18 protein-coding genes are annotated in these 15,254 nt (G+C 51.7%); 10 read left to right on the plus strand and 8 right to left on the minus strand.

The features are described from left to right. Nucleotides 1-57: 57 nt before the first annotated feature. Both ACKQAD_RS14070 and pabB read right to left on the minus strand, forming a co-directional pair. Nucleotides 58-657, minus strand: a complete 600-nt coding sequence (locus ACKQAD_RS14070) for a CoA pyrophosphatase (RefSeq protein WP_409160730.1) — start codon at nucleotides 655-657, stop codon at nucleotides 58-60. Then, a complete protein-coding gene (pabB, locus tag ACKQAD_RS14075; protein ID WP_409160731.1) occupies nucleotides 654-2,084 on the minus strand; it encodes an aminodeoxychorismate synthase component 1 in 1,431 nt (476 codons plus the stop codon). Before pabB ends, ACKQAD_RS14070 begins: the two co-directional genes overlap by 4 nt. Before the next feature lie 128 nt (nucleotides 2,085-2,212). Here pabB and ACKQAD_RS14080 point away from each other — a divergent pair, with 128 nt between their 5' ends. Then, on the plus strand, nucleotides 2,213-2,452 hold the full coding sequence (locus tag ACKQAD_RS14080; protein ID WP_409160732.1) for a YoaH family protein: 240 nt from the start codon (nucleotides 2,213-2,215) through the stop codon (nucleotides 2,450-2,452). Nucleotides 2,453-2,634: 182 nt separating this feature from the next. Here the strand turns inward: ACKQAD_RS14080 and ACKQAD_RS14085 are convergent, their stop codons facing one another. Further along, a complete protein-coding gene (locus ACKQAD_RS14085; protein WP_409160733.1) occupies nucleotides 2,635-2,979 on the minus strand; it encodes a RidA family protein in 345 nt (114 codons plus the stop codon). 236 nt (nucleotides 2,980-3,215) lie between these two features. Between ACKQAD_RS14085 and yoaA the strand changes: the two genes are divergently transcribed. The 5 genes from yoaA (at nucleotide 3,216) to rnd (ending at nucleotide 9,834) form a co-directional block, all read left to right on the plus strand. Further along, on the plus strand, nucleotides 3,216-5,135 hold the full coding sequence (gene yoaA, locus ACKQAD_RS14090) for a DNA repair helicase YoaA (protein WP_409160734.1): 1,920 nt from the start codon (nucleotides 3,216-3,218) through the stop codon (nucleotides 5,133-5,135). 115 nt (nucleotides 5,136-5,250) lie between these two features. Continuing rightward, nucleotides 5,251-5,952 (plus strand): tRNA (adenosine(37)-N6)-threonylcarbamoyltransferase complex dimerization subunit type 1 TsaB, encoded by a 702-nt coding sequence (gene tsaB / locus ACKQAD_RS14095; RefSeq protein ID WP_409160735.1) that lies wholly within the window; start codon nucleotides 5,251-5,253, stop codon nucleotides 5,950-5,952. A gap of 98 nt (nucleotides 5,953-6,050) precedes the next feature. Continuing rightward, nucleotides 6,051-6,683, plus strand: coding sequence for a Slp family lipoprotein (locus tag ACKQAD_RS14100; protein ID WP_409160736.1), 633 nt, complete (start codon nucleotides 6,051-6,053; stop codon nucleotides 6,681-6,683). A gap of 200 nt (nucleotides 6,684-6,883) precedes the next feature. Then, the gene (fadD, locus tag ACKQAD_RS14105; RefSeq protein WP_409160737.1) at nucleotides 6,884-8,569 is read left to right on the plus strand and encodes a long-chain-fatty-acid--CoA ligase FadD; all 1,686 of its coding nucleotides are present in this window, start codon (nucleotides 6,884-6,886) and stop codon (nucleotides 8,567-8,569) included. Nucleotides 8,570-8,709: 140 nt separating this feature from the next. Continuing rightward, nucleotides 8,710-9,834, plus strand: coding sequence for a ribonuclease D (rnd, locus tag ACKQAD_RS14110; RefSeq protein ID WP_409160738.1), 1,125 nt, complete (start codon nucleotides 8,710-8,712; stop codon nucleotides 9,832-9,834). Between the two features lie 579 nt (nucleotides 9,835-10,413). Here the strand turns inward: rnd and minE are convergent. The 3 genes from minE to minC are packed head-to-tail and all read right to left on the minus strand — an operon-like array spanning nucleotide 10,414 to nucleotide 12,206. Next, nucleotides 10,414-10,683 carry a cell division topological specificity factor MinE gene (gene minE, locus ACKQAD_RS14115; protein ID WP_409160739.1) on the minus strand — a complete coding sequence of 90 codons (270 nt, stop codon included), beginning with the start codon at nucleotides 10,681-10,683 and terminating at the stop codon, nucleotides 10,414-10,416. A 3-nt stretch (nucleotides 10,684-10,686) separates the two neighbouring features. Next, entirely contained in the window at nucleotides 10,687-11,499 is an 813-nt protein-coding gene (minD, locus tag ACKQAD_RS14120) for a septum site-determining protein MinD (RefSeq protein ID WP_409160740.1), read from the minus strand. A gap of 20 nt (nucleotides 11,500-11,519) precedes the next feature. Continuing rightward, on the minus strand, nucleotides 11,520-12,206 hold the full coding sequence (gene minC / locus ACKQAD_RS14125) for a septum site-determining protein MinC (RefSeq protein WP_409160741.1): 687 nt from the start codon (nucleotides 12,204-12,206) through the stop codon (nucleotides 11,520-11,522). 136 nt (nucleotides 12,207-12,342) lie between these two features. Here minC and ACKQAD_RS14130 point away from each other — a divergent pair, with 136 nt between their 5' ends. After that, nucleotides 12,343-12,600, plus strand: a complete 258-nt coding sequence (locus ACKQAD_RS14130; protein WP_409160748.1) for a YcgL domain-containing protein — start codon at nucleotides 12,343-12,345, stop codon at nucleotides 12,598-12,600. A gap of 131 nt (nucleotides 12,601-12,731) precedes the next feature. On the opposite strand, the gene ACKQAD_RS14135 is transcribed toward ACKQAD_RS14130, so the two are convergent. After that, nucleotides 12,732-12,899: a hypothetical protein gene (locus ACKQAD_RS14135; protein ID WP_409160742.1), complete on the minus strand. Its 168-nt coding sequence runs from the start codon at nucleotides 12,897-12,899 to the stop codon at nucleotides 12,732-12,734. A gap of 41 nt (nucleotides 12,900-12,940) precedes the next feature. Between ACKQAD_RS14135 and ACKQAD_RS14140 the strand changes: the two genes are divergently transcribed. Beyond that, nucleotides 12,941-13,597, plus strand: a complete 657-nt coding sequence (locus tag ACKQAD_RS14140; protein ID WP_180741087.1) for a fumarylacetoacetate hydrolase family protein — start codon at nucleotides 12,941-12,943, stop codon at nucleotides 13,595-13,597. Between the two features lie 106 nt (nucleotides 13,598-13,703). Continuing rightward, complete coding sequence (gene ycgN / locus ACKQAD_RS14145; protein ID WP_409160743.1) at nucleotides 13,704-14,150, plus strand: cysteine cluster protein YcgN; 447 nt, start codon at nucleotides 13,704-13,706, stop codon at nucleotides 14,148-14,150. Between the two features lie 114 nt (nucleotides 14,151-14,264). On the opposite strand, the gene mgtS is transcribed toward ycgN, so the two are convergent. Next, nucleotides 14,265-14,360 (minus strand): protein MgtS, encoded by a 96-nt coding sequence (gene mgtS / locus ACKQAD_RS14150; protein ID WP_409160744.1) that lies wholly within the window; start codon nucleotides 14,358-14,360, stop codon nucleotides 14,265-14,267. Between the two features lie 309 nt (nucleotides 14,361-14,669). On the opposite strand from mgtS, the gene ACKQAD_RS14155 reads away from it, so the two are divergent. Then, a complete protein-coding gene (locus tag ACKQAD_RS14155; protein WP_409160745.1) occupies nucleotides 14,670-14,867 on the plus strand; it encodes a DNA polymerase III subunit theta in 198 nt (65 codons plus the stop codon). Nucleotides 14,868-15,254 lie beyond the last annotated feature (387 nt).

Raw genomic sequence — 15,254 nt, forward strand, 5'->3', positions numbered from 1 at the left:
TCAGGGATATTTGTTGAAGGAAAGGAAGTGATAAGACAAAAGCCGCTGAGCGCGGCCTTATGCGTAAGGCCTGTCGGAAATCTGTAGGGCGAGTTGGTGGATGATGGCTGCCGTCAGCCCCCAGACAAACTGCTGCTGATACCAGGAGAGGTAAACCCGGTGGCGCTGCTGTTTGCGTTCGATATCTAGCGGGTAATAGCGCGTGAGCGCGAATGCCTTGTCCAACGGCATTTCAAACAGCTCGGCGACTTCATCTTCATTGGGATGGAAGCGGGTCTGCGCCGCGATGAGTCCGACAACTGGCGTGACCTGAAAGCCGCTGACGCTGTCCAACGGCGGTAAGACGCCCAATACCTGAACGTTTTCTGGTGGGATAGCCACTTCTTCCTGCGCTTCACGCAGCGCCGTTTCGATGAGCGAACGATCCGCTTTATCTGCCGCTCCGCCAGGGAACGCCACTTGTCCGGCGTGTTTACGCAGGTCCGCAGAACGTCGGGTCAATAACAGCGTGGGGGTAGGATGGCAAATAATTGGCACCAGCACCGCTGCCTGACGCTGCTGGTGCACAGGCCGCAACGATGGCGGAAGCTGTAACTGAAAGCGCGTAATAAAGTCGTTCAGCGCAAAAGCCGTTGGCGGCAAAGCAATCTCACTCATTTATTCAGTACCTGAATTGTCTGGGAGCTATCCAACAGGGGAAGAATACGGCCCACTTTATCAAATGTTTCCTGATATTCAGCCTGTGCCTGACTGTCGGCAACGATGCCGCCGCCCGCCCAGCAGTAAATCCTACCGCGTTCGGTTAATAACGTCCTGATGGTGATATTGGTGTCCATGGTGCCGCACAGGCTGATATAGCCGACGCTGCCGCAGTAAGCATTACGGCGATGAGGTTCCAGCTCTTCAATGATCTGCATGGCACGGATTTTGGGGGCGCCGGTAATTGAGCCACCGGGGAAACAGGCGCGCAGCAGTGTGGTGGCGGGGCAATCTTCTGGTAGCTGTGCTTCAATCGTACTGACCAGATGGTGCACCGCGGGAAAAGGTTCGACGGCAAACAGTTCCGGCACGCGGACGCTGCCCGGAACCGCAACGCGGCCGATGTCGTTACGCAGGAGATCGACAATCATTAGGTTTTCCGAACGATCTTTCTCTGAGCCACCAAGCTTTGTCGCCTGTTGTTTATCGCTCTCTGGGTCAGAGAGACGCGGCAATGTCCCTTTAATCGGACGCGTTTGAATGCGGCGATCTTCCAGCCAAAGGAAACGTTCCGGTGATACGCTGATAACGGTATTTTCTGGCAGGCGCAGGAAAGCGGAAAAGGGCGCTTTATTTCCTGCGGACAGCTGTAAAAATGCCTGCCATTCATTGCCCGCGTAAGTCGCGGAAAAACGCTGCGCCAGATTGACCTGATAACAATCTCCTGCCAGAAGGTAGTCCTGTATTTTGCGGAATTTATCACCGTACTCTGCGCGCGACATATTCGGCAGCCAACTGCCGATGAGCCTGAAGTCGGCTTGCGGGGCACTAACAGGCGGAGTGGCTAACCAGTCGAGCCGCGCTTGCAGGGAATGATGGACGATCAGCGTTAACGTCTGTCGCTGGTGATCGGCGACGAGCGCCCAATCGTATAAACCTACTGCCATATCCGGCAGGTCGATGTCTCGTTCAGCCTGAGCGGGCAGCGTTTCAATCTGACGTCCCAAATCATAGCCGAACAACCCCAGAGCGCCACCCTGAAAGGGGCAATCAGGATTTAAGTCGGTGGGCAACGCCAGAGTATCAAGCTGTTGCTGCAGCAGGGTAAAGGGATCGCCTTCTACAGTATTCGTTACGCCGTCACGTGTGATTTCTGTCCTGTTTCCCCGAGTACTCAGGGTTACCCGCGGGTCAGCGACCATGATATCGAAGCGATTATGCGGATGCTCGGCAAACCCGGAGTGCAGCAACATTGCCCACGGCTGTTGGGAAAAAGGCGCAAAGCGATCGAGCAGCACATTCGGATAATAAGGCAGCGAGTGATAAATAGCGGCGGAGCCAGAATCGCTTGTATGAGTTACGTGGGTCGTATTGGCGGCAGTCATGGTTGTGTGTCTATTCTATGATGTTGCGTCGATTTTACTGGCTACAGCGTACCACAAAGCAGAAATGCTGGTGTATGCCGAAGCGGGCATGCGATGATACGTGTGAGTTTATCAACCAGGAAATTATCATGATTACAGGTATGCCCGCGCTGACGCACCAACAACAGCAAGCTGCCGTAGAGCGTATTCAGGAACTGATGTCTGAGGGCATGAGCAGCGGCCAGGCGATAGCGCAGGTTGCAGCCGAAATCCGTCAGGGCCATAAAGGTGACGCTGTCACGGCCATGTTTGACGAAGATGATGATGCCGTTAATGACAGCGACGATGAACACCATTTTGATGATGGTGAAGAAGAGGACGAGCAGTAACCGCGCCTCCTCTATACCCGTCATACTTCATGTTGCATGAGCGTTAGCTGCGCTCGTTACTCGGCTCATCCATGAGCCTCGCCCTAAAGGGCTAACGCTTCGCGTTGTTCAAAACGTTGACGTTTTGTCCTGAAACTCGAATTATTTAGGGTATAGGATTGGGTATATAAAGTGGTGATGGTTTATATCGCCGCAATTGCTTTTATTTCGACTTTAAATTTCGGATGCATCAGCTTAGCCTGCACGGTACAGCGTACGGGCGCGCTGCCTGCCACGACCCAGGCATCCCACGCGGTGTTCATCGCGGCAAAATCATCCGCATCGGCGAGAAAAATCGTCACGTCCAACAGCTTACTCTTATCCGTTCCCGCCTGTTGCAGGATCGCATCCAGCGCGCCCAGCGCGTTTTCCGTCTGCGCCTGTGCGCCATCATCCAGATTCTCCGGCACGCTGGTGTAATACAACGTATTGTTGTGGATGACCGCGTCTGACCAGCGAGCTTCAGGGTTAATACGTGTGATCGCCATGAGATGAATTTTCTCCATTGTGAGAATAATAAAAATGGTGGGGATAATAACATAGGGATAGCAATCCCTCTCGAAGCGCCAAGCCTAACATAGCGGGGCGCGGCACGCTTTCCAGATTTAGAGTGGTAGCGTTGGGTGACTCTTGGCATAATCAGCGCGATATTTTTGCCACGGCCTGAAACGGCCAGGGACTGACAGATTTACTCTACATAATTCCTTTGATAAAGAGAGCTGGCGTGACGAACGATCGGGTAATCGATGATTTTGCGAATGACGGCGCGCTGGCGAAAGCGATCACGGGCTTCAAGCCGCGTGAACCACAGCGGAAGATGGCGCAGGCGGTAATGCAGGCTATCGACGGTAAAACGGCGTTGGTGGTGGAAGCGGGAACCGGAACCGGTAAAACCTATGCCTACCTTGCACCAGCCTTGCGTGCCGATAAAAAAGTCATTATCTCGACCGGTTCGAAAGCGCTACAGGATCAGCTCTATAGTCGCGACTTACCGACGATCGCACAGGCGTTGAAGTACAAAGGTAAACTCGCACTGCTGAAAGGCCGCTCGAACTATCTTTGTCTGGAACGGCTCGAACAGCAGTCGCTGGGTGGCGGCGATTTACCCGCCGAAACGCTGAGCGAACTGGTCAGGCTGCGCGGTTGGTCGTCGGAAACGACAGAGGGCGACGTCACGACCTGTTCCGGCGTTGCGGAAGACAGCGCGATCTGGCCATTAGTGACGAGTACCAACGATAACTGCCTGGGCAGCGACTGCCCGCACTATAAAGAGTGCTTCGTGGTGAAGGCGCGGCGTAAAGCGATGGATGCTGATATCGTGGTCGTTAACCACCATCTTTATCTGGCGGATATGGTGGTGAAAGAGACCGGTTTTGCTGAGTTGATCCCGGAAAGTGACGTCGTGATTTTCGATGAAGCCCACCAGATTCCCGACATCGCCAGTCAGTACTTCGGTCAGCAGTTGTCCAGTCGCCAACTGATGGATCTGGCAAAAGACATCATCGTGGCTTACCGCACCGAAGTGCGAGACGCCTCTCAATTGCAAAAAAGTGCCGATCGCCTGACGCAAAGCACGCAGGATTTCCGGCTGGCGCTGGGCGATCCAGGGTTTCGCGGTAACCTGCGCGATGTGCTCGAACAGCCGTCGCTTCAGCGCGCGCTCGTGCTGCTGGATGATGCACTGGAGCTGTGTTACGACGTCGCGAAACTGTCGCTTGGCCGCTCTGCGCTATTGGATGCTGCCTTTGAGCGTGCCACGCTCTATCGCAACCGCCTGAAGCGGCTGAAAGAAGTTCAGCAACCGGGCTATAGCTACTGGTATGAATGTAATTCTCGCCATTTCGTGTTAGCGCTGACGCCGCTGTCCGTCGCCGATCGTTTTCGCGAATTGATGAAGGACAAGCCTGCTGCCTGGGTATTTACCTCCGCGACCCTGTCTGTGAACGATCAACTCTTCCACTTCACCGATAGGCTGGGGTTGGATAACGCGAACACGCTCCTGTTGCCCAGCCCGTTTGATTATGCCAATCAGGCGCTGCTCTGCGTGCCTCGTCATTTGCCGGAAACCAATCGTCCCGGTGCGGCGAAAAGGCTGGCGACGATGCTACAGCCGTTGATTGAAGCGAATCAGGGACGCTGCTTTATGCTGTGTACCTCGCATCAGATGATGCGTGATTTGGCCGCCGAGTTTCGCGCCATGCTGACGCTACCGGTGCTGCTCCAGGGGGAGACCGGCAAGGCGCAACTGCTGTCGCAGTTTGTGTCGGCGGGTAATGCCTTGCTGGTGGCGACCAGCAGCTTCTGGGAAGGTGTGGATGTGCGCGGCGATACGCTCTCCTGCGTCATTATCGATAAACTGCCGTTTACCTCACCGGACGACCCGCTGCTGAAGGCACGTATAGAAGATTGTCGGCTGCGCGGCGGCGAACCTTTCGACGATGTGCAGGTTCCCGATGCGGTAATTACCCTGAAGCAAGGCGTGGGTCGTCTCATCCGTGACGTTGAGGATCGCGGTGTCATTGTGATTTGCGATAATCGATTGGTGATGCGTCCGTATGGCGCCGTGTTCCTTAACAGCCTGCCGCCGACGCCGCGGACCCGCGATATTGGGCAGGCGATTAATTTCCTGACCCGTAACACATAATCTCCCGCTGGCGGTTACCGCCTGTTCTGACCAACGGTGGGAAGGGCTGCGGCACGATAGGGGGTTGTGCTATGATGCGGGTTGTTAAGATTTATTTATCCTGCCTGAGGTTGGCATGTCTACGCGAATTCTAGCGCTTGATACCGCAACGGAAGCCTGTTCCGTCGCACTCTGGAATGAAGGTGAAATTCATTCTCTGTTCGAAATTTGTCCCCGTGAGCACACCCAACGTATTCTGCCGATGGTTCAGCAGGTGCTGGCCGACAGCGGCCTGAGGCTTAACGATCTTGATGCGCTGGCTTTTGGTCAGGGGCCCGGCAGTTTTACCGGTGTGCGGATTGGTATTGGCATTGCGCAAGGGCTGGCGTTGGGGGCGGATTTACCGATGATCGGCGTATCGTCTCTGGCGACAATGGCACAAGGCGCTTTCCGTCTGACACAGGCGACACAAGTGCTGGCGGCTATTGATGCGCGAATGGGCGAAGTGTACTGGGGCTGTTATCAGCGGGCTGCTGGCGGTGGCTGGCAGGGGGAATCCGAGGAAGCCGTATTGAAACCTGAACAAGTGCAAGCCTTAACGGCTGCGCTGTCAGGCGAATGGGCCACGGTAGGAACCGGATGGGAAACCTATCCTGAACTGGTCAGCCATGCCTCGTTGGTATTAACGAAGGGCGATGTGCTGCTGCCGCAGGCTCAGGACATGTTGCCACTGGCCTGTCAGCTTTGGCAGGCAGGAAAAGCGGTCAGGGTCGAGAAGGCACAACCGCGCTATCTGCGCAATGAAGTGACCTGGAAAAAACTTCCCGGTCGCGAATAAACGGCATACTGATATGGCGTGGAGCATAACTTCTATAACAGCAACTTATTCGATGCCGAGCAGTCTAACTATCAGATATCTGAAGAAGGGGTTGTGCCATGTTTGTACCAATGAAGAGCGCACAGATGAAAAGTATGCGGATAAAACGTCTGCATCTGAATCAGAAAAAAGCACGCCTCTGTCTGGTGGCGGCGACGGTACTGCTGCTTTCCGGCTGTGTCACGATACCGGATGCCATTAAAGGCTCGTCGCCCACGCCGCAGGACGATCTGGTGCGCGTCATGAATGCGCCGCAGATTTATGTCGGTCAGGAGTCGCGCTTTGGCGGGCGAGTGGTCAGCATCCGCAATGAGACAAATAAAACCCGTCTGGAAATTGCCAGCATGCCGCTGGATAGCGGCGCAAAACCGCTGCTGGATATGCCATCAGAAGGGCGTTTTATTGCCTATGTGAATCGCTTTCTGGAACCTGTCGATTTTAAAGATCAACTGGTCACCGTTGTCGGGCCTATTGTCGGCACCGAACAGGGTGCCATCGGTGATAAACCTTATCGCTACGTCGTGATCGACGCACAAGGCTACAAGCGCTGGAATGTTGTGCAGCGGCTGATGATGCCACCCGGCGGCTATGGTTATGGTCCGTGGGGATGGCGTGCGGGCTACGGTTATGGATGGGGATTTGACGGTGGTTGGACTGGTCCGGCTTGGATTGATAATGTCGTGACTGAATAAAATTATTTCGTTCGACGTGAAGAGATCAGGCGACGCAGGTTGCCTGATTTTTTTTGAATAAAGAATAAATTAGTGATCGTTCTCGCAACCTTAACATTGTTTGTTAGTTAACTGGTAGGCTGAGTTAAAATAATGTTAATAACAACAGGCCTCTGAGGGCGACGACGATGCCACTAAAAAAATATCTCGGGAGTGACGTCTTGGAAAAAATTTGGTTATCACGCTATCCGGCGGACGTGCCGGCGGAAATCGATCCGGATCGCTATTCGTCGTTAATTGAAATGTTTGAAAATAGCGTGAGGTGTTATGCCGATCGAGCTGCATTCGTCAACATGGGTGAAGTGATGACGTTTCGTAAGCTGGAAGAGCGGAGCCGGGCGTTTGCTGCCTATCTGCAAAACCAGCTTAAATTGCAAAAAGGCGATCGGGTGGCGTTGATGATGCCCAATCTACTGCAATATCCCGTTGCACTGTTTGGGGTGCTGCGCGCGGGGATGGTGGTGGTTAACGTTAACCCGCTGTATACGCCGCGTGAGCTGGAGCATCAGCTAAAAGACAGCGGGGCAAGTACGATTGTCATCGTGTCTAACTTCGCGCATACGTTGGAAAAAGTTGTCCATAACACGGCGGTGAAGCATGTTATCCTGACCCGCATGGGAGACCAGCTTTCTACGGCAAAAGGCACGCTGGTCAACTTCGTGGTGAAATACATTAAGCGGCTGGTGCCTAAATACCATCTGCCGGATGCGATATCGTTTCGTCGTGTTTTGCAGGAAGGGAGGCGTCAGCAGTATATCCGTCCCGATATTATCAATTCTGATTTGGCATTTCTGCAATATACCGGCGGCACCACGGGCGTCGCTAAAGGCGCGATGCTCACGCACCGCAATATGCTGGCGAATCTTGAGCAGTGCAAAGGAGCATACGGCGCCCTTCTGCAAGAAGGCAATGAGCTGGTGGTGACGGCGTTGCCCCTCTACCATATTTTCGCCCTTACGGTGAACGGCCTCCTGTTTCTTGAGTTGGGGGGGAAGAATCTGCTGATCACCAATCCTCGTGATATCCCGACGGTCGTGAAGGAACTGAAACAATACCCGTTTACGGCCATCACCGGCGTCAATACGTTATTTAACGCACTGCTCAACAATAAAGACTTTCACGAACTGGATTTCTCCACGCTGCGCTTATCGGTCGGCGGTGGCGCATCGGTGCAGCAGGCGGTGGCAGAACGTTGGGAGAAAACTACGGGTAAACACCTGCTGGAAGGGTATGGACTGACCGAGAGTTCACCGCTGGTGTCGGGAAATCCGTACGACCTTAAGCACTACAGCGGCAGTATCGGGTTACCCGTGCCGTCAACGGATGTCCGCATCATCGACGATAATGGCAACGATGCGGGACCGGGTGAATCCGGTGAGCTATGGGTGCGTGGGCCGCAGGTGATGTTAGGGTATTGGCAGCAGCTTGCCGCCACGGATGAAGTATTAAAAGACGGCTGGCTGGCAACGGGTGACATTGTCACCTCTGATGATGAAGGGTTCCTGCGGGTCATCGATCGTAAGAAAGACATGATTCTGGTGTCAGGCTTTAACGTTTATCCGACGGAAATTGAAGATGTCATCAGCCGTCATCCCAAAGTGTCTGAGTCGGCGGTGGTTGGGGTGGCGAATGAGGTATCCGGTGAGGCAGTTAAAGCCTTTGTCGTCCGGCGCGATAACTCGTTAACCAAAGAGGAACTTATTACCCACTGTCGCCGCAATCTTACCGGCTATAAAGTGCCGAAAGAGATCGAATTCTGTGACGATTTGCCGAAGTCTAACGTGGGGAAAATCCTGCGCCGCGAATTGCGCGACGATAAGAAGGCGAAGAAAGACGCTGCTGCCTGACGATTTTCCATGAAAGCGACTGCCAGAGAGCGGCAGGACGCGATATGATGTTTTCACGCTGGTTTATCCGGCGTTCTTTTTTATGGCGATACGGATTTGACCTAGAACCGTAAAGTAAAAACAACCAAGAGAATGACGTTTTGAATTATCAGTTGATCACTTCCGACATCGGGTTACAACAGGTTTGCTCTCAGGCACAACGCTTTCCGCAGGTGGCATTGGACACGGAGTTCGTCAGAACCCGCACGTATTACCCGCAATTAGGGTTGATTCAATTGTATGACGGCGAGCAGCTTTCACTTATCGACCCGTTAACGATTACCGACTGGGCGCCGTTTCAGGCGTTGCTGCGTAACGAACAGGTCACTAAATTCTTGCATGCGGGTAGTGAAGATCTGGAGGTGTTTCTCAATGCATTTGGAACACTGCCGACGCCTTTCATCGATACACAGATTCTGGCCGCATTTTTAGGCAAGCCGCTTTCCTATGGTTTCGCTGCGCTGGTGGCCAATTATATGGGTGTGGCGCTGGATAAAAGCGAGTCGAGAACTGACTGGCTTGCTCGCCCGCTGAGTGAAAAACAGTGCGATTACGCAGCCGCCGATGTGTTCTACCTGTTACCGATGGCAGTCCAACTGGTGGCGGATACGCAAGCCGCAGGGTGGACGAACGCCGCGTTGGATGAATGTCTTCTGCTTTGTCAGCGTAAACAGGATATTTTGGCGCCCGCACTGGCCTATCGCGAATTTGGCAATGCCTGGCAACTGCGTGGTCGACATCTGGCTTGCCTTCAGCGTCTGGCTGAGTGGCGTTTGCGTAAAGCGCGTGAGCGAGACAGCGCGGTGAATTTTGTCGTACGTGAAGAGAACCTGTTGCAGGTGGCTCGTTGCCTGCCGACGTCACTGGGGGAACTGAGTTCGCTGGGGCTGAGCGGCCCGGAAATTCGCTATCACGGGAAAACGCTGCTGGACTGTGTTGCGCAGACGGACGGCATCGCTGACGCGGATTGCCCGTCGCCAGTCATTAATTTGATCGACTATCCAGGCTATAAAAAAGTGTTTAAAGAGATCAAAGCGCTGATACAGAGCGTGAGCGAACAGAGTGGATTATCCGCCGAGTTATTAGCGTCACGTCGTCAAATTAATCGCCTGCTCAATTGGCATTGGAAATTAAGTGGACAAGATGCGGGGACGCCGGAAATGTTATCTGGCTGGCGTGGTCAGTTATATGGCGATGGACTGCGTGACATTGTGCAGCGCTATTAATCTCCTCAACGAGTCGTAGCAGCTTTATTTACCGTCACGTTCTCAATAAAGAATAACGGTAAATAGGGTGAGATGAATATGGCAGAACACGCAATCAGAAATAAAAGGGCGTGTCTCCCATTGTTAGCGGGGAACGTAGCTGGCAAATTTTGCTACTGGCTACCAGCCAACCGGTCTCCCACAGTCAGTACTGTTATCTACACACCCCTGACTTCTCACTCGCTCCATACGTTTATCGATTACTAACGTTCTTTTGGCACCGTTTGAATAGATAGACGGGGGAGGCGTTAGTGTTGATTTTATCTCTTGTCGATCGTCGTAATTATATTCAGCACATGATGTAAAACTGACAGAGATCAATACGGGTAGTAGAAACTGTATATGTCTCATTTTTACTCCACATAAAAATTAGCTTGGTTATTAACCACATAAGGATAATATATTGCCAGCATGATGACACTGAAAGTAAAAGCTGTTGAATATCTGGTGAGAGTGGAGGAAGGATAAACCAGGGAGTTAACGAGGAAACCGACGGAATATATCCCCTGCGTAAAAGCAGGGGATATCACAGCAGAAAAATCATTTAGACGTTTCTTCCGCTTCCGGTAATGTAACGTTCAACTCAAGTACCGAAATATCATCTCCTTTTTGTTCAAGCTGAACAGTCACCATCTCAGGATCAATCTGTACATATTTACAGATGACCTCAAGAATATCCCGCTTTAATTGCGGCAGATAATGGGGTTCACTATCTCCCCGGCGTCGCTCCGCGACAATAATTTGCAGCCGTTCCTTGGCAATATTGGCTGTCGTTTTTTTGCGGGACAGAAAGAAGTCCAGTAAAGCCATAATTTATCCCCCAAAAAGTCGTTTAAGGAAACCCTTCTTCTCTTCTTCAACAAAACGGAAAGGACGCTCTTCGCCAAGCAGGCGTTCAACGGTGTCCGTGTAGGCTTTACCGGCATCGGCTTCAGTATCCAGAATGACTGGTTCGCCCTGGTTAGAGGCGCGGAGTACAGACTGGTCTTCAGGGATCACGCCAACCAACGGAATCCGGAGGATTTCAAGGACGTCTTCCATGCTTAGCATGTCGCCACGGCTCACCCGGCCTGGGTTGTAGCGCGTCAGCAGCAGGTGTTCTTTGATCGGATCTTCAGAACGCTCAGCACGGCGCGATTTTGAGGACAGAATGCCCAGAATACGGTCGGAGTCGCGTACGGAAGAGACTTCTGGGTTGGTGGTGATAATGGCTTCGTCGGCAAAATAGAGCGCCATCAACGCACCGGTTTCAATCCCAGCAGGCGAATCACACACGATAAAATCGAATTCCATGTTGCCCAGATCGTTGAGCACTTTCTCTACGCCTTCATGCGTTAAGGCATCTTTATCACGCGTTTGCGATGCTGGCAGAATGTAGAGATTGTCCGTTCTCTTATCTTTGATCAGCGCCTGATTAAGCGTAGCATCCCCCTGAATAACGTTCACGAAGTCATACACCACGCGACGCTCACATCCCATGATCAGGTCGAGGTTACGCAGGCCGATGTCAAAATCGATGACAACGGTCTTTTTTCCTTTCTGGGCTAAACCGGTAGCAATGGCCGCGCTTGATGTGGTCTTGCCAACGCCCCCTTTACCCGATGTAACAACAATGATGCGTGCCATAAATGTTTCCTTGGGAGATTCTAGTCTAGAGGTTTTATCGTTAAAACATTGTCCAACTGGTTCAGGTTGATCCGCGCTGGCTGCCCAAAATACGGTTCAGGAATCTGATCGCTCAGCCAGTAACGGCCAGCGATAGAGACCAGTTCTGCGGCCAGATGCGTACAGAATATCTGGCTCTGAACATCGCCAGAAACGCCTGCGAGGGCTCGGCCGCGCATCATGCCGTAAATATGAATATTGCCATCGGCAATCACCTCAGCCCCTGCGCTGACGCTGCTTGTGACAATCAAGTCACAGTTCCGGGCATAAATCTGTTGGCCGGAGCGTACGGGGGTGTTGATGACTTTCGTTTTCACCGCAGTAGGAACGGCGGCGACGGGTTCGACTACCCGGCGTTGTGCTTTACCTTCGCTCAGAAGGGGAAGCCCCGCCTGTGCAATAGTTTTCTTTAATGCATCGTCGGTGCATCCACTGACGCCAACGACATGCAGGCCGGTTGACGAAATGGCCTGCTGTAATTTTATCCAGTCAATCTCCGCAGTTAATGCGGCAACGTTAATGACAACGGGGGCATTTTTCAGGAAAGCGGGCGCTTGCTCTATTTTTTCCTGTAGTGCCTGGTAAATTACCTCGGGTTGGGAATCATACAAATGAACAACCGATAAGGTAAAGCTGCTGCCTTTTAACTCTATTGGCGTTTGTGACATCTATCCTGACTCAGTTTCAGCATCTTTTAATCCCTAGAGTAACATTTAAGGCATGATATTCCAGAGCGCTGTAAGCATGTTATAGTCACAATTATATACAGGCAAGATGGCATTCCCATCAAATAGAGTAAAAAAAATGTTTTGTGTGATCTATCGAAGTGCTAAACGCGATCAGACCTATCTTTATGTTGAAAAAAAAGACGATTTCTCTCGCGTGCCGGAAGAATTAATGAAAAGTTTTGGCACGCCGCAGTTAGCCATGGTCTTATCGTTGGATGGTCGTAAAAAATTGGCGAATGCCGATATAGAAAAAGTGAAACTTGCGCTACAGGAACAGGGTTTTTATCTGCAAGTTCCACCTCCGGTCGAGAGCTTATTAAACACGCCGATGTAAGTGTAAAAAAATAATACCAGCGCGTACTTTCAGATAAAGCCGCAAACATAATTTGGCGTGGAATATCTCGACCATTTACATGGTATTCCGCGCGATAAATATTCATCTTCCACGCTTTACTCCGTCATCATTTAATTGTTTCCCTTTTTGATGTGTGATGACGACGTCTCCAGACCACGCGATCGCCAGCCTTGCTCTCCTGAAATCTGTTGGGGTAACCCCGTTGCGATGATATAACGATGGTTTTGCACCATCGTGTTCTTATAGAGCTGTTTGACTTTGGGCGTGTTCTGCGCCATGAAGGCAGCGATGATTCAACAGACAGGGCAGGAGAATACCCATGTATCAACACAGAGACTGGCAGGGCGCGCTGCTTGATTTCCCGGTAAATAAAGTCGTTTGCGTCGGAAGCAACTACTCAGAACACATCAAAGAAATGGGTAGTGCGACTCCGGCTGAGCCAGTGTTATTCATCAAACCTGAAACCGCACTGTGTGATTTACGCCAGCCCGTTGCCATTCCTAAAAACCTGGGCTCGGTTCACCACGAAGTGGAACTGGCAGTGCTGATTGGTACGCCGTTAAAGCAGGCGAATGAAGAGCGCGTCGCTCGGGCGATTGCGGGTTACGGTGTGGCGCTGGATTTGACGCTGCGTGATTTGCAGTCCGAATTCAAAAAAGCGGGTCAGCCGTGGGAAAAAGCGAAAGCGTTTGACGGTTCCTGCCCGATCTCCGGTTTTATTCCGGTTGCCGAGTTTGGCGATCCGCAGCAAACCGAATTGGGTGTAAAAGTGAATGATGAAGTGCGCCAGCAGGGCAATACGCGTGATATGATTACGCCGATTCTGCCGCTGATTGCCTACATGAGCCGTTTCTTTACACTGCGCGCGGGCGATATTATTTTGACGGGTACGCCAAAAGGGGTCGGGCCGATCCTGTCTGGCGATATGTTGACGATTACGGTGAATGACCGGACGTTGAGCACGCGTATTATCTAACGCCCCGACTGCCCGTGTTGAACGACGGGCAGTAAAACCTCCTCGCCGCGCCTGCCAGAATTACGTGTCTTTATTTACAACGCAACATAAGTTAATTGGAAGAAACATGACTGAAGGCCCTTTTTGGCAGCAAAAAACGTTGTCTGAGATGTCTGACGATGAATGGGAATCGCTGTGCGATGGATGCGGTCAGTGCTGTTTGCATAAACTGATTGATGAGGATACAGAAGAGATCTACTTTACCAACGTCGCTTGCAATCAACTGAATATTAAAAACTGCCAGTGCCGTAACTATGAAAAACGCTTCGAGTACGAACCGGACTGCATCAAGCTGACGCGCGAAAATCTGCTGACGTTTAACTGGTTACCGGCAACCTGTGCGTATCGCCTGATTCATGAACGTGAAGATTTACCGCAGTGGCATCCGCTGGTCAGCGGCACTAAGACGGCAATGCACCGTGAGCGCATCTCCGTGCGCCATATCGCTGTACGTGAGAGTGAGGTAGTGGACTGGCAGGATCACATTTTAAATAAACCCGAGTGGGCTAGATAGTTTCTGTTTGGCGTGGGTGATTGCCTGATTAAACTGTTTGCTGGTTAAAACAAGCAGCCCCTTAGTCTGAATCACTCAGAGGAGGGGCTTTTTATCGGGGAGAGTCAGTGCTCATTAGTCATCCCATTTGGGGCTTAGGTACGCCGTCAGGAAGCTGAGAAAAAGAATGCTGCCCAATATGGCGATGAAGAGATTGATATTGCCTAACATGATTGTTTCTCCTGAATAAATTAATTGCGATAGAAATACCTCATAGGGTGAAACGTCATCGTTGACCTGCGGTAGGGACTATGGGCATAAGGGGCGTGTTAATGAAGAAAAAACGCTCAAAAAGGGGATTATGGTTTACATCTCGTTGAGGTAACAAACACCGTGCTTCACTGCCGAGACCGGAACGCTCATCTGCTTTTTGCTTGTCACTTCACATTTTTCTTGTGCGAATCATGCGGTCATCCCCGGCATAAATCGTGACGTGTTGTATAATTTTAGAGCAGTATAACCAGCAGAGGGGGAGAGCATGTGATTAACTTTGAGAAAATCATTCTTGAATACAGCGATCAGTACACCGATTTTGCTGCCTCCACGATTGCTTTCATGGAAAGTCAGGAAAAAAAGATCGACGCAGATGAAATATCCCGGAGAATTCCGCAGGATAAAAGGCCTTTTTTCAACGAGCGATTAGGCCATTATCGCGATATCTACAGGCCACAGCAGTGAGCGTTAGCGCAAGCCTGTGAGGCGTAGAAACGGTTACCAGAAGCCCGACAACAGTGTCGGGCTTTTCGGTTTATACCCGTCATACTTCAAGTTGCATGTGCGTTGGCTGCGCTACTCGGCACACTTACGTGTACCTCGCCCTATTGGGGGCGCTGCAAGCAGCGTTCAAACCTCTCTCTGACAGGTTTGTCAGTCACCCGAATCACTTACTCGAGTAAGCTCACCGGGATGAAATGAGAGATATATTGTCTCTCACCGAAGGCCAGCCTTCGGCGGGACAAATTCGTTCCCGACGAATTTGTCCTTCGCTTGCTGCGTTACGATGCTCATCGCTGAGCATCGCCCTAAAGGGCTGAGGGATCCCCACAAACCCAGTGCTAATAAACC

The sequence above is a fragment of the Pectobacterium artocarpous genome, assembly GCF_046159765.1.
Lineage (GTDB): Bacteria > Pseudomonadota > Gammaproteobacteria > Enterobacterales > Enterobacteriaceae > Pectobacterium.